Origin of the sequence: Cytobacillus sp. S13-E01 (assembly GCF_029193815.1) — a bacterium.
In the GTDB taxonomy this organism is placed as follows: Bacteria; Bacillota; Bacilli; order Bacillales; family Bacillaceae_L; genus Bacillus_BV.
The window spans coordinates 46,291-60,590 of record NZ_JARFVC010000004.1 but is presented as its reverse complement, the minus strand read 5'-3'; the positions used below and the strand labels follow the sequence as shown (position 1 = coordinate 60,590).

Sequence of the window (14,300 nt, the reverse complement as noted above, 5' to 3'; positions counted from 1 at the left end):
TAGACACTATAACTAGGTACAAACTTTTATACTTTCTTATCACTTAAAAAAAGAGTAGCACAAGGCCACTCTCTCTCTGTCAATCTATATATCAGATTATAAAATGTGGAACAACGCTATGAAACATGAATATTCGGGCGGTGACAGGCACCTAATACAAAATCCGATATAAAAACGCTGCAAATTGTGCTCGACTAACTGCATCATTTGGAAGGTATTTGGATACATTCGTAATTCCATGTTGCTTTAGAATTTTTACGTCTGCTTTATGTGTATCAGAAATACTATCCATATCTGTTACCGTTACATTTTCACCATTATCCTTAAGTTCAAATGCACGAACTAATATCGTTGCCATTTGTTCTCGCGTAAGGGTATCACTTGCTCCAAAGGTTCCATCTGTGTTACCCGTGAAAATACCTACAGCCTTTAGTGAAGCTGCAAATGGTGCATAGTGACTAGTTACTGGAACATCCTTAAATGGCGCACTCTTTAGTTCGTTAGAAACCTCTAAATTCAGTGCTTTTGCTAATAGTTCAGCAGCTTGTCCACGGTTCAATAAAGTATTAGGTTTAAACGTGCCATCTGCATAACCATTTATAATTCCATCAAGGCTAAGTGCTTCAATTTCATCATTTGCCCAGAAACTATCATTTACATCTGAGAACTTCTTCTTGTTTACATTCTTAATCGATGATGCAAATACACTATTAGCTAATAAACGATAGCTATTTTGTGTATGGCCTCTAAATGCCAAGTCATTTGCAAAAATAGTCATTGTTGTATTGTCTAAAGTTGTAGTAAATGCAAGAGTTTGCCCTTTAGCAGCCTCATGTCCTGGCCACCAGCCAGCAACATAAAAATCATCTTCTTCTGAAATTGTTGCAAGTACTTCTGCTCCTTGTGGAACTTTCGTAATCCACGAGCCTGACGCTGTATATAGTAACTCATTTTCAGCATAACCAGAGGTTAATAGATGATCATTCACATTAGCTTTTAATAGTCCTTCATGTGATAGCTTAGTAGTTTGATAGTCAAAACCTTGAAGTAGTCCTGCCTTTTTGACACCAGCAAGGGCTCGACCACCAATTCCTATATAGGTTTTACCAGCTAAACTTTCAGGGGTAAGTGCTCCTGAATCATCAATAATGACATCTGCGCTTCCTTGGTCAACTAAAGTGAATCCAAGCTCAAGCAATGAGAATTTACTTTGATTTGAACCTATTACAGCTACTTTAGGTTGTTTAAGTCTTACTGTTTTAGGTGTTTTAGTTACTGGTGTTGCATCAAATACATACTCATCAACATAAGCCAGTAAATCCTTTGTTTTAACAACAAAATCACCTTTATTACTACCTTCTAAAACCGTATCAACCTGTTTACCCTTTGCTAGTAGATCATTTACGATCTTGACTACATCATTATTTGAATTAGCAATGATTTGCTTTGGTGCTGATGTGTCAAGCGAGATCGCTACTTTAGTAACCGAATTTACTTCTGTCGTCTTATTTGTAAATGCATCCTTCACACGTACCTCTGGTGCATCAAATCCTCTAAGTGCGGGGAAGTTGACAACGACTGGATCATACATTGCATCCCAATCCGAAACATCATCACCCTTGTAAAGCATCGCATTTGCAAGTCCACGTTTCGCTTGTTTCATAGGAACGATATACGTGCCTGCTGAATATGTGACCCCAGCAACGGTTACTACTTTTGTTGTTTTTTCAACTTTAATCCCATTTCTGATTAAATACTCAACCATATTTGTTGCTTCTAAAGCATTCTTTTGGTTTTTATCAACCGGAATGACATAGTATTCTGGGAAGAAGTTTTCATTATCACCACGGACACGACCTATTTCTTCTCCTGCCTGGTTAATATAGAATTCGTCTACTGCACGATTGTCTTCACCATCTACCCCACGTTTGAATAGTTCAAGCTGGCTTTTAAATAATTGATCCTTATTTTCTACTACAAAGTTTGCAGCCCCTAGACCTGCATAGACTAACGCATTTAAGGAATCCTGACTTAAAGTAGGTGCTTCAATTGTATGACCAAGTGAACCCTGTAGCATTGCAAAAATAGCTGTATAAGCTGGAGTCATATCATCCCAGCCATTGCCGTAGTCGAGCGCCGGAATGACATAAGATTCTAAATTTGAATTCGCAACTCCTGCTCGACCCATAGCATTTGCTTGGTCTAGCATATTATTAATTAGTAGATCATATTCAAAGTTTGGGTTATGTGGCGGTGTTGCAGGCTCAATTAAAAATCCTTTAACATAACCATGCCCATCAAGGAAAGAAAGTGGCGTCCATTTAGCCAGTTCTTCATTAACCGTAATTGTTTCAACCTGTGTTTGATATGCATTATCACGGTTTAAATCAAACCCATTTGCATTAGTTCGTGTATTTGCAGCACGTCCATCAGGATTATGGGTAAAATTAAATAAGAATATAACATTATCCAATACTTCATCAACATTAAGTGTGACTGTCGATTCAGTACCATTTTCATCTGTTGTCTTAAATGTAATTTCATCTTCAAGCGCAAACTTTTCTAGTAATTCAGCCTGTGAATCAATTCCCTCAACTTCATCAGGATGGATGTTGTTAAACCAAATTGGTACTTGATAATCTCCAATTGTTCCATCCTTAATTTTTTTAAGAAGCTCACCAGGATTTTCAAGTGCTTGAGGCAAGGTTTGATCAAGGTATTTTGTTACTGCTGCTTCATCTTTTGCTAAAATAACAAAGTGAAGAGCACGTCCTTGAACTGACTCTCCTAACTTCTTATATTCTAAGTAACGATCGTTTTTAGCTTTAGCTTTTGCAAATACATTGTCAATAGCTGGCTTAATTTCATCATAAAGTAAGAATTCGTCATACACATTCAGTTTTACAGTTGTTGAAGCTTCTACCTCTTTATCTGTCGCTAGTAGTGATAATTCATAGTCTCCTATAAACTCAGGATAAAGAACTCGAATTGACCGAGGTGATAGATCGGTAGTATCAAAAAGTAGACCAAACTCCAAGGTTGCCTCAATTGTCGTTGAAGTGCCTACATAATGTGGTTCTTCTACTACCTTAATAAAGGATTCTCCACTATAGTCCTTCGTTTCATTGTTCCATTTTTTCCACTCATCGAAACTCTTTCCGCCAAACTCCCATTGCAAATCTTCTAGACTCACAACCTCGCCAAAATCAACACTAACATCCACAGTACGAATCTCCGTTAGTGACAGTAAAGATTTACTTACGTCAAGTTCAATAGCATTTTGAATCTGAACCGTACTTTGATTGCTAGATTCGGCTGCTAGCGTAGTAGGTGCTATTAAAGATAGTACCAATAATAGCGACAAAAATGATGCGTAAAACTTTCTCATAAATGATTTCCCTCCAATTCTTCTAGTAATCTATCTATGTATTTTTTTAATACACAGAAAATTATACCAAATCATTTCGGGAATGGAAATAAATAATATAAATATTTTTGAATAATAATACAAAATAACTACGTATATGAGAACATAGAAATGCAAAAAACGGAAGCATGTGGATCATAGCTGTAATCAAGAAAATACTATTGGTTACTGTTTCCCGAACTGAATGTAAGTTTTGGTACACAGTAGTCATTTAACATAAAACATAGTAAAATAAAAAATGGAGGTGATAATAATGAATGATAAAAAAATAGAAGAAATGCTCTCACAGTTAATCACAATGGTCGGTGGTATCAGAGAAGAACAAACTAGCATGAAAGAAGAACAAGCAAGCTTTAGACATGAATTGCAAGGCATGAAAGAAGAACTAAATTCATTGCGTGATGAAAGTGAAATACGACATCAGGAAATAATGGACCGATTAAGCTCATTAGAATTTGACCATGAATTAACGTGGGAAAAAACGGTAAGAAATGAAAGAGAAATAGGTAAAATGAAGAAACTATATGAACTTGAATTATAATCACACTGAGCTAATTTCCTCTCAAGTTTCTTCAACTGTGAATTCTACTTTAATTTTGCCTCAAGTTGTATAATCAAATTCGACACCTTCCATGAACGTGTCGAAACTATAAGCCGACCATCTCTAGCATGATCGTAAATGTGTTTATGAAGACATATGATGCCAGAGATACCCAGAAACTTAACGGAGTATACTAATGACACTACATTCTGCCCAGATTGCACAAATTTCCCTTCCACAAATAGGCAGTTTCCTTATACCCAATTGAATAGGGACACATACACTATTTTTACAACCGATTAGGGGGGATTTAAATTGAGAAGACAAAACTTCGCAAGGTATGGTGGCCATGGTTATTTTCCAGGGCATGGGGGATATTATCCTGGTAATGGCTATCATCATGGGCATGGCGGTTATTTTCCTGGACATGGCTATCATCATGGGCATGGTGGTTATTATCCTGGACATGGCTATCATCATGGACATAGTGGGTATTATCCTGGCTATGGTTACCACCACGGTCGTTAATAATCGATTAAAGAAATCGATCCAAAAAAAAGTCTTGCTTAGATTTATGCAAGACTTTTTGTATTAAGTAATTCATCTTTTGTCTGAAATTCTTCTTTTGTTATAAGCTCAGCATCTAGTATTCCTTGACAATCACCTTTAAAATATTTGTCGTTTATGGGTTGCTTGTTCCTTTCCCAATTCAATAATAATAACTACTAGACTCTCTTTATTTATTAAACAACTATTAAGGCTTTTGTTGTAAAACTAGAATATTCGGATAGGAAGGTTACCCAAATCTACAAAATCGACATTACATTCTGAACAGACTGCGCCGATTTTCTTAGTGCTTCTTTTTCCTCAACCGTTAAAGGTAGTTCAATGATGCTTTCAATTCCATCCCCACCAATGATGGTTGGTACGCCTAAGTAAATATTTTCGTAACCATACTCCCCTTCTAAATAGGCGACTGAAGGTAAAATCCGTTTGTGATCTTTTATGATAGCCTCTGCCATTTGGACCATTGAGGCAGCAGGAGCATAGTACGCACTTCCTTGTCCAAGGAGATTTACGATTTCTCCGCCACCTTTGCGTGTTCTTTCAACGATGGCCTCGATTCTTTCTGGAGACAAAATCTTTTCAAGTGGAATACCACCTGCTGAGGAGTAGCGGACTAACGGTACCATATCATCACCATGCCCACCTAGAACAAAGCCTGTTATATCTTCAACCGATACATTCAATTCTTGCGCAACAAATGTATTAAAACGTGCTGTATCTAATACACCGGATTGGCCGATGACACGGTTCTTTGGAAAGCCTGTTGTTTTAAAACAAACAAATGTCATCGCATCTACTGGATTGCTTAATACAATAATGTAGCTATCTGGAGCGTAACGCGCGATATTTTCGGAAACTTCCTTTATGATTTTTGCATTGGTCGATACCAAATCGTCCCGGCTCATCCCAGGTTTACGAGGGATACCAGCCGTAATTAACACTACATCTGCATCTTTAATATCTTCATAGTTGGATGTACCCGTTATTTTTGCATTGAAGCGCTGTACAGGACCTGCTTGCAGCATATCTAGTGCTTTTCCTTTTGTCGGGTTGCACATCGAAGGGATATCGACTAGTACAATGTCTCCTAATTCTTTTTGAGCTAGCATAAGAGCAGCTGTGGCTCCTGTAAAACCAGCTCCTATTACTGCAATCTTTTTTCGCTTAAAAGCCATTTTCTTACCTCCTACTACGCCTTATTGCTTTGAATCATAAGAGTCGTTCTCTGCTGCAGGCTTTGTTTCGTCTGTTGCTGATGCTTTCTTTGTATTTTTCCTAGGTCTACCCTTTGGTTTTGGTTTTTCCTTCTTCTCTTCCTTTTTTAAAATAACGCCGATCCCCTGATCAGGATTTGGTATGACATGTGCGGAAACTAATTCTCCTACTCTAGCCGCAGCGTACTTTCCCGCTTCGACGGCAGCTTGAACAGCACTTACATCTCCTTCAACAAGAACTGTCACAAGAGCTGCATCTACTTTTTCTTGCTTAATTAACCGAACATCAGCTGCTTTAAGCATGGCATCCGCTGCTTCTATTGAACCAATAAGTCCCCTCGTTTCGATCATCCCTAGCGCTTTAGACAAATTAATCACCACTTTCTGCATCGATTGAATCAATTATTCCAATAATGAGGGCATCAATTGGTAACCTTACTTCTGAGGTCATATTTACAGCTGCACTTCCTCTAGTGACCATGACTTTGTCCCCGAAGCCAGCTCCAATGCGGTCAACTGCAATATAGGCGTTTTCAACAGACTTTCCATTTGGCAGTTCTGGTTGAACGATTAAAAACTTTAAACCTCGTAAGTCATCTTCTTTTCTTGTTGCCCATACATTTCCTATCACTGTGCATATTTGCATAGACACCGCCCCTTTTTAGTCAGTCACATGGATGATCCTTTTTCCCAACTCTCGTGCTGAATCACGGGCTAAGGGAGTGACAATTGTTGTTTTTTCAATTACAATGTTTTCTTCCTTATAACTTTGTACATCTCTTTGAGTTAATAGCTTTCCTTGAAACGTAGGTGATTCAAGTTTAGTAGGTCCTTTATCCAATGATAAAGTGGGTTCTACCTTTAGATTCACACCAAAGCTTTCTATTTTCTCTTTATATTTTAAAATATGATTCACATATTCTATGTTCGCAGTCTCATTTCTTTCTTTTGTAAGTAGCCATTCTAATTGTTCAGAAAGGATGAACGTTACCTTACAGCCTCTTATCATGACATCAGAAAATAACTCACTTTCGGGAGTATCTGTTATTCCTAAGGCTGCTTTTACTAATAGATCTTGATTTACATTAAAAAATAAAACATCGACTGGTATTTCGGTAAGATTTGAAGACGGTTTGATAATTGTCCACTGTCTTTCTAATTTCTTCATGATCGGTCCCGCTTCGGGATTAATCACTAGAAGCTTGGGTTTTTCATTTAAAGGAGACGATTCTAATCTTTTTAATACCTCAAACACAATTTGCTCGACAATGTCTCGATTTATCATAGAGATTCCTCGTACTTGCTCAATTTCCCGAAATCACCTGTTGTGATCAGACCAGCGTTTGCTTCGTCTGTATCAATGTGCATTTCTAACTTATATCTTGAAGAAACACGAATAAGTACCTTTTCAATAGAAATAGGTCTATCATTTTCTGTTTTTACCGAAACATACTCACCATTTTCTACTCCAAAGCTTGTTGCATCGTTTGGGGATATATGAATGTGAGCTTGAGCGATGATTAATCCTTCTTTTTTATAAATACTTCCCTTTGGTCCAACAAGTGTGACAGGAGATGAGCCCACTATATCCCCCGATTGCCGTATTGGCGGCTTTAAACCTAGTTTAATAGAATCTGTTTTACTTACTTCCACTTGTGTCAAATCTCTTGCAGGACCAAGAATCCTTACTTTTTCAATACTTCCTCTAGGGCCTACAATGGTGATTGTTTCATTTGCTGCAAATTGCCCTGGTTGGGATAACTCTGCCTTTTTCGTCAGTTCAAAGCCTTTACCGAATAAAGCTTCCAAATCTGCTTCATTTAAGTGACAATGTCTCGCCGAAACAGCCATTGGGATATTCTTTTGAGAAGAGTTATTTTTCGTAATTAGATTGACAACCTCTTCAACAATCAATTGAATGGCCTGTTGATTCATGGTTACTACTCCTCACTTTTTAAAACTTTGAGATGTTAGTTTTGGTATTCGTTGGCCACATCACATGGCCAACGTTCAACAGGATGAATTAAGCGTCTAAATCCATTTTAGGTAAGATACTTTCTAATTCGTTATGTGGACGTGGGATAACATGTACAGAGATTAATTCTCCAACTCGTTGTGCTGCTGCTGCACCTGATTCTGTTGCTGCTTTCACTGCTCCAACATCACCACGAACTAAAACTGTAACAATTCCTCCACCAACATGTACTTTTCCTACCAATTGCACATTTGCAGCTTTTACCATTGCGTCTGCTGCCTCAACTGAAGCAACCAATCCTTTTGTTTCAATCATTCCTAATGCAGTAAGTTCTCTAGCCATTTTCTATTCCCCCTAATTAATTTGTTTGATATTTTTTTAAAACTTGATTTACCATTTCACTTATTAACTGTGGATCAAGTTCCCCTTGGGGCTTGATCTGCTTTAATACTTCTTCAACAATTTGGTCAACGTTTTCAGTTTCCTTTTGTTCTTCCTTTTTAACTAGCTGTGGATTTGGCTTTGGTATAGCCACATCCTTAATACCATAAGCCATCCGCTTAATATTGATCAGATGTTTTGCCGTGACATTATCGGAGGTAATATTTCCGCCGAATGATCCACAGCCCAATGTTAAGGAAGGCATCAGCCCTGTTGTTGCTCCTACTGCGCCAATTGATGAAGGCGTATTTACTAAGATCCGTGATACAGGCATTTCTAATGCAAACTCTTTGGCGACTTGTTCATCACTTGTATGCAAGGCCAAAGAGTGACCTCTTCCCCCTATGTTTAACAACCGAAGACAAAGGTCTTTTGCTTCCGTATGGTTGGTAACCGTATAGAGTGGAAAAATCGGTGATAACTTTTCAATCGAAAATGGAACGTTTTTGCCGACTCGTGTTTCTTCTGCTATTAACAATCTGGTATTCTCTGGAACAGTTATTCCTGCCATTTTTCCAATCACAACCGCACTTCTTCCGACAATCTTTGGATTCAATTTGCCAACAGTCGGGGAAATTAACTTTTCCATCTGTCGTTTTTCTTTGTCGTCTAAGAAATAGGCTCCGTTATTTTTCAGCTGCCTAATCACCATTTGCTGAATGTTTCGATCAACGATTAGGCCTTGTTCGGTTGCACATATCGTTCCATTATCAAAGGTTTTACTATCAACAATCATTTTTACAGCTTTATCTACATTCGCCGTTTTTTCGATATAGACGGGAACATTTCCAGGCCCAACACCATAAGCAGGTTTCCCTGAGCTATATGCGGCAAGGACCAATCCGCCACCACCTGTCGCAAGGATTAAATCGATATCATCATGCTTCATCAATTCCGTTGTAGCTGACATGGATGGTTTTGAGATCCACCTGATGATTCCTTCTGGAGCACCCGCTTCAACAGCAGCATCTAAGCAAATTTTTAGAGCCTCTGTCGTACATTTAACAGCGTGAGGATGTGGACTAATGACAATTGCATTTCTTGTTTTTAGTGAGATTAGCGCTTTAAAAATCGCAGTTGACGTCGGGTTGGTAGTCGGGATGATTCCTGCAATCACACCAAAGGGATAAGCGACTTCGACTATTTTCTTGACTTTATCCTCATTGATGATTCCAACCGTTTTTTCATTACAAATAGATTCGTAGACTGCCTTTGAACCAACTTCATTTTTCATTTTTTTATGCTCAGCAATGCCCATCCCTGTTTCTTCAACAGCCAGTAAACCTAATTCCGCTGACTTCGCAAATGCCGCATCTGCTGCGCTTTTGACAATTTTATCAACCTGTTCCTGAGAGTATGAAAGATATTGTAATTGAGCATGTTTTGCTTGTTTAACCGCATCTCTCATCTCTTGAAGTGACTGTAGGTCATAATCTAGTTCAATCAATAGGTTTCTCTCCTTTCTTGTAGGCTTCAAATCTTTAAATCTTCCTTTTTAAAAATGAGTTGGATTTCTCGCAATCTCTAAAATACTTTGGCGGAATGCATCTGCGGCAGCCTGGCAAGCTGATTGTGAACCTGTTAATAAGCCTCCACCAAAGTTTGTCTCAGATGGTGGACCAAAGAACTTCACAAGCTGAACATCCGCAGCTTTTAAGGCTGCATCAAGACCATACATCGCTTCAAGTGGTGGTGCAATTAAGTATGCCAATGGTTCACCTATGTTAATGCCCGCTTCTTTTGATAAATAACTTCCTGTTCTTGAGACTACATGGGCATAAAGAGCGTGGCTCCCGTCTTGATTTAAAGCCTCAAAGTACGCATCATTTTGTACTGTTATTTGCACAGCTTCAATTGCACTTTTCACTTCATCTGGACTAGGTCCAGCGAGGATCCCAATGAATTCTCCAGACAAAGGACCTGAAGCATGGGCGGAACCCGCATAAAAGGAGCGTGCATAGACTACTTCGACATCCGCTCTTTTCGTTGCTTCATCTAAAGCCGTGTAGGCGACGTCATCAATTGTTGAAGTAAAGATGGCTAGACTACGATGATGTGGCTCTAATTCAAATTGTTTCGCTAGCGCAGAATCTACATTCGGAATAACCCGAATGGCAAGTATATCGGCATATATTCGCTCAAATGTCACGTTGTATACCTCCTATTGCTCTTTTTGAACAAGTGAGACTCCGCTTGCTTCATATTTAAGAATTTTTTGAATGACCGTACCTAGGTATGCACCGGCTTCAACTGGTGGGATTCCACCTCTATGAATATTAGAAACGACCATTCTGTCGGCCTCTATCGTTCCTTTTTTCGGCTCGAAACAGAGGTAGGCACTCAAGGATTCGGCACTTACAAGCCCTGGTCGCTCGCCAATTAGTAAAACAACAACCTTCGGCTTTAACAGTTCTCCCACATCATCCATGGCGGCAACTCTTCCCTTTTCAATGTAAAAGGGTGTGCCAACATCGATTTGTAAGCTTTTTAAGGATTGCTGTAATGATAAGTAGACATCTTCCAGATTTTCTTCTATTGCTTTGGAACTTAGACCATCTGAAACAATAATTTGTACCGTAGGAGACTTTTTACATGTTTTAGTAATTATCTCTTTTGCCTCATTCGAAAGCTTTCTGCCATAATCAGGGCGGCGAATATACACTTCTTTGTCGGTAACCTGTGTATTCACTTTAAAAAGCTCCAATTGCTTTAGTAATTCATCATTCACACTGCCATACACAGCATCAACTGCAGCTGCATGATCAAAACGGAATTTCAACCAAGTGTTCGTTTTGGGGCGTAATCCCGCTCTACCAACCCCAATTCTCGCTGGAGTTTTACTGATTAGATCCAATAGGTCTTCTTCATTAACAGGGTTAACGATGCCTGTTTTTGTAGGTTCTGGCTTTATCTCTTTTATTGTTTCAGTGCTCTTTGATTTCGCTTCGCTTGGAGTAGAGTTGAAAAACTTTACACCCTGGTCATCTTCAGAACTTTTTTGTACTGAAGTAGGCGCTTCAACAACTCTAGCAGCTGCTGGGGTTCCATGACTCCAAAATTTCACTGCTTGATTATTTGGCTTTTCAGTTTGACTTTGCTCATTTAATTTACCTAAAACTAATTTTGTCACTTTTTCCACAAGCTCACGATCCACTTTACCCACCACCTCCTATCTTGTAAAAATCGTTGGATCCCCAGCTCTCTTGGTTAATCTGCCATTTTCAAGAATACCAAGATCCACCAACCACTCTTCAAAAAGTGGTGCCGGTCGCTTGTTTAAGGTTTGCCTTAGTGTGGCAACATCGTGGTAACTCATAGATTGGTAGTTCAGCATACAGTCATCACCCATTGGTGCAGCAATAATAAAGTTAACTCCTGCGGCAGTTAGTAAAACACCTAGATCTTCAATATCGTTTTGATCGGCTTTAATATGATTCGTATAACAAATATCGACTCCCATTGGAATGCAATGCATTTTTCCCATAAAGTGATCTTCTAGTCCTGCCCTGATTACTTGTTTACTGTTATACAAATACTCAGGTCCAATAAAACCGACAACCGTATTTACGATATAAGGATTGTAATATTTAGCAAAGCCATAGTTTCTTGACTCTAATGTCAATTGATCAACCCCAAGGTGGGCTTCTGCCGATAATTCTGAGCCTTGCCCTGTTTCAAAATATAATCGTTCAGGACCCGTACCCGTCCCTAGTGTCTTGGCCATATCATTTGCTTCCTCTAAAAGAGAAGCGGTAATACCAAAGGAACGATTCGCTGCTTCTGTACCTGCAATACTTTGGAAAATCATATCTGCTGGGGCTCCTTGCTCAATCGCCTTCATCTGTGCCGTTACATGTGCTAACACACAGTTTTGTGTTGGAACTCTCCATTCCTGGATAAAATCATGGGTTGCATGCAGGAGGCGTTTGACACTTTCAACCGAATCATCAACTGGATTGATACCAATAACAGCATCACCAACCCCGTAGGCAAGCCCCTCTTTTAACGAGGCGAGCATTCCTTCAACACTATCTGTTGGGTGATTTGGCTGAAGCCTTGATGCAAGTACACCCTTTTGTCCGATTGTTATATTACATTTCGATAGAACTTCAATTTTGTTTGCTGCATGAACGAGATCGAGGTTTGACATGATTTTCGTTACAGCTGCAATGATTTCGCTGTTTAACCCACGGCTCAAGCGCTTCAAATCTTCACCCGTTGTTTCATCGTCTAAGATGTACTCTCTAAGCTCAGCTACTGACCAATTTTTAATTGATTGATAGATACGGTCATTTACCTGCCCTTCAATGATTCGCGATACCTCATCTTCCTCTGGTGGTAGCAAAGGGTTGTTCCGTATATCAGCTAACGTTATGTTACTTATGATTTCTTTTGCAGCAATTCTTTCTTGTACCGTTTCAGCTGCAATTCCAGCTAGTCGATCCCCTGATTTTTCTTCATTTGCTTTTGCAAATAAATCCTTTAATGATGAAAACTGGTACACATTTCCCAATACATTCATGCTTAATTTCACCTGGAGAAGCCTCCTCTCTTATGTATGGAAGGTTAATGTTTTTACAATGACAGGGACAACTCCTGTTTGTAAAACTCGACCTATATCTAAATAGTCCCCTTGAACGACTTGAATTTGATCAATGCATATCACACTTTGGCTTTCTTTTTGAACCTTTATTGTTTGACCTAACACCTTTGCATGGTCACTTTCTAAAACAATGACTAAAGGTTGGTCTTGTTTTGGTTTTATCTTTAGCGCTTCTAAGATTGAAGCAGCCAACTTCTGAATGTGACGAAATCCAATGTAAGGGATTTCGGTTAAATGTAATGCAAAATTAATACCTTCTCTTGCGGGGTCATATATCTCAATAGCCTCTTCCATTCCTTGGGCGATCTTTTCAATCCCTTTTTCAAAGTCATGATCAAAGCATATTTGATAGACTGGTAGGTTTTTTAATGGTAAATGTTGCCCTTCAACTTGAATGGTTGCACCACTTATTTCGGTGGTTTGGGTACCTGCTCCAAGAACCGTTGCTCTTACTGTTTCTGTTGGAATGATCCACTCCCACTCCTTCAAAGCTAGGTTTTCCTTTAAAGACGCAGCAAGCAGCATGCCGATATCATCAAAATGATCTTCTTGGGCGGTATTAGCCTCTAATTTGTGTATACATTCTCCTATTCCTCCAGAGAACATAATCGCATCAATTTTTTGATCCCAGGTAGGTTCATGTCCTAAAAGTAGAATTTTATCTTCGTCCGTTAATTGATTCTTTAACATTCTGGCAATCACATCTGCCATAAAATGTGTGATTTCCTTTAGTTCGTTATCAAAATGCTGCCCTTTGGTGAGTGAAAGCCCTTTGTGTTCTGCTAATCTTTTAACTGGTTTGGATAGATTCATAATCATTCCATCTTTAAATTCTATTAATCTTCCGCCTATATGTAGGGTGCAGGTTCCGTATAACTTTTCTGCACGGTATACAGCTACATTGGCTGTTCCACCACCAATATCAATATTGGCAATTGTTTTTCCTGTCTTTTTTGCATATGTGTAGGCGCCTGATCCTTTTGCAGCAATGATTCCTTCAAGGTCAGGTCCTGCTGTTGCAACAAGAAACTCACCCTTATTGTTTGATAATTGGTGTATCATTTGTTCAGCATTATGTTTCGTTGCTGTTTCACCAGTGATGATGACAGCCCCTGTTTGAATATCGCTAATTTGAATTCCTGCCTTTTCATATTCTAAAGCAACAATCCTTTCTACCGCTTCAATATCAATAGTGGTAGAGGAGGTTAGCGGTGTTCGGTGAATTGGACTCCTATGGATAATTTCTTTATCAATAATCTCTATCCGAGGCATATGTGTGCCCCCAGCCATATTCATTAGCGAGAATTTACTTATTACGACCTTGGTTGTACTCGTACCAATATCAATACCAGCACTGATTATTTCCTCTTTTTGCGGTTCATAACGTTTCATTTTTGGTACTCCTTTTACAACAAGGCTTCCTTTCAGGCATAAGAAAAGCGCAGGGCGCCCGCCTTTCGGCGACAAGCATATGACGAACCCTGACTGAAGGCGTTTTTTGCCTTCGGGAAGGGCTTCGCTTATACCATAGA

Annotated in this window: 14 protein-coding genes; 2 read left to right on the top strand and 12 right to left on the bottom strand. The window is 39.0% G+C overall.

Going from position 1 to position 14,300, the window contains the following annotated elements; all coding sequences use genetic code 11:
• Positions 1 to 151: 151 nt before the first annotated feature.
• Positions 152 to 3,388, bottom strand: a complete 3,237-nt coding sequence (locus PY093_RS04660; protein WP_275644713.1) for a M14 family metallopeptidase — start codon at positions 3,386 to 3,388, stop codon at positions 152 to 154.
• Positions 3,389 to 3,680: 292 nt separating this feature from the next.
• Here PY093_RS04660 and PY093_RS04655 point away from each other — a divergent pair, with 292 nt between their 5' ends.
• Together PY093_RS04655 and PY093_RS04650 are read left to right on the top strand one after the other, a co-directional pair.
• Positions 3,681 to 3,968: a hypothetical protein gene (locus PY093_RS04655; RefSeq protein ID WP_275644712.1), complete on the top strand. Its 288-nt coding sequence runs from the start codon at positions 3,681 to 3,683 to the stop codon at positions 3,966 to 3,968.
• 315 nt (positions 3,969 to 4,283) lie between these two features.
• Positions 4,284 to 4,496 (top strand): hypothetical protein, encoded by a 213-nt coding sequence (locus tag PY093_RS04650; protein WP_275644711.1) that lies wholly within the window; start codon positions 4,284 to 4,286, stop codon positions 4,494 to 4,496.
• Between the two features lie 278 nt (positions 4,497 to 4,774).
• Here the strand turns inward: PY093_RS04650 and mdh are convergent, their stop codons facing one another.
• From mdh to PY093_RS04595, 11 genes are all read right to left on the bottom strand, one after another.
• The gene (gene mdh, locus PY093_RS04645; protein ID WP_275644710.1) at positions 4,775 to 5,710 is read right to left on the bottom strand and encodes a malate dehydrogenase; all 936 of its coding nucleotides are present in this window, start codon (positions 5,708 to 5,710) and stop codon (positions 4,775 to 4,777) included.
• 21 nt (positions 5,711 to 5,731) lie between these two features.
• Positions 5,732 to 6,118, bottom strand: a complete 387-nt coding sequence (locus tag PY093_RS04640; RefSeq protein WP_275644709.1) for a BMC domain-containing protein — start codon at positions 6,116 to 6,118, stop codon at positions 5,732 to 5,734.
• A gap of 1 nt (position 6,119) precedes the next feature.
• The gene (locus PY093_RS04635) at positions 6,120 to 6,395 is read right to left on the bottom strand and encodes a EutN/CcmL family microcompartment protein (protein WP_275644708.1); all 276 of its coding nucleotides are present in this window, start codon (positions 6,393 to 6,395) and stop codon (positions 6,120 to 6,122) included.
• Positions 6,396 to 6,410: 15 nt separating this feature from the next.
• Positions 6,411 to 7,034, bottom strand: a complete 624-nt coding sequence (locus tag PY093_RS04630) for a hypothetical protein (RefSeq protein WP_275644707.1) — start codon at positions 7,032 to 7,034, stop codon at positions 6,411 to 6,413.
• A complete protein-coding gene (gene pduL / locus PY093_RS04625; protein ID WP_275644706.1) occupies positions 7,031 to 7,684 on the bottom strand; it encodes a phosphate propanoyltransferase in 654 nt (217 codons plus the stop codon). Before pduL ends, PY093_RS04630 begins: the two co-directional genes overlap by 4 nt.
• An 88-nt stretch (positions 7,685 to 7,772) precedes the next feature.
• The gene (locus PY093_RS04620) at positions 7,773 to 8,066 is read right to left on the bottom strand and encodes a BMC domain-containing protein (RefSeq protein WP_275644705.1); all 294 of its coding nucleotides are present in this window, start codon (positions 8,064 to 8,066) and stop codon (positions 7,773 to 7,775) included.
• 16 nt (positions 8,067 to 8,082) lie between these two features.
• Positions 8,083 to 9,609, bottom strand: coding sequence for an aldehyde dehydrogenase family protein (locus PY093_RS04615; RefSeq protein WP_275644810.1), 1,527 nt, complete (start codon positions 9,607 to 9,609; stop codon positions 8,083 to 8,085).
• Between the two features lie 51 nt (positions 9,610 to 9,660).
• Entirely contained in the window at positions 9,661 to 10,314 is a 654-nt protein-coding gene (eutL, locus tag PY093_RS04610) for an ethanolamine utilization microcompartment protein EutL (protein ID WP_275644704.1), read from the bottom strand.
• 12 nt (positions 10,315 to 10,326) lie between these two features.
• A complete protein-coding gene (gene eutC, locus PY093_RS04605; RefSeq protein WP_275644703.1) occupies positions 10,327 to 11,319 on the bottom strand; it encodes an ethanolamine ammonia-lyase subunit EutC in 993 nt (330 codons plus the stop codon).
• Between the two features lie 15 nt (positions 11,320 to 11,334).
• Complete coding sequence (locus PY093_RS04600; protein WP_481769275.1) at positions 11,335 to 12,687, bottom strand: ethanolamine ammonia-lyase subunit EutB; 1,353 nt, start codon at positions 12,685 to 12,687, stop codon at positions 11,335 to 11,337.
• A 30-nt stretch (positions 12,688 to 12,717) separates the two neighbouring features.
• A complete protein-coding gene (locus PY093_RS04595; protein WP_275644701.1) occupies positions 12,718 to 14,160 on the bottom strand; it encodes an ethanolamine ammonia-lyase reactivating factor EutA in 1,443 nt (480 codons plus the stop codon).
• Positions 14,161 to 14,300 lie beyond the last annotated feature (140 nt).

Bases quoted from the DNA above. Each gene is read 5' to 3' on its own strand.
- mdh (WP_275644710.1), bottom strand. From the start codon at position 5,710: ATGGCTTTTAAGCGAAAAAAGATTGCAGTAATAGGAGCTGGTTTTACA.
- PY093_RS04630 (WP_275644707.1), bottom strand. From the start codon at position 7,034: ATGATAAATCGAGACATTGTCGAGCAAATTGTGTTTGAGGTATTAAAA.
- PY093_RS04635 (WP_275644708.1), bottom strand. From the start codon at position 6,395: ATGCAAATATGCACAGTGATAGGAAATGTATGGGCAACAAGAAAAGAA.
- PY093_RS04595 (WP_275644701.1), bottom strand. From the start codon at position 14,160: ATGAAACGTTATGAACCGCAAAAAGAGGAAATAATCAGTGCTGGTATT.
- PY093_RS04655 (WP_275644712.1), top strand. From the start codon at position 3,681: ATGAATGATAAAAAAATAGAAGAAATGCTCTCACAGTTAATCACAATG.
- PY093_RS04660 (WP_275644713.1), bottom strand. From the start codon at position 3,388: ATGAGAAAGTTTTACGCATCATTTTTGTCGCTATTATTGGTACTATCT.
- pduL (WP_275644706.1), bottom strand. From the start codon at position 7,684: ATGAATCAACAGGCCATTCAATTGATTGTTGAAGAGGTTGTCAATCTA.
- PY093_RS04620 (WP_275644705.1), bottom strand. From the start codon at position 8,066: ATGGCTAGAGAACTTACTGCATTAGGAATGATTGAAACAAAAGGATTG.
- PY093_RS04600 (WP_481769275.1), bottom strand. From the start codon at position 12,687: ATGAATGTATTGGGAAATGTGTACCAGTTTTCATCATTAAAGGATTTA.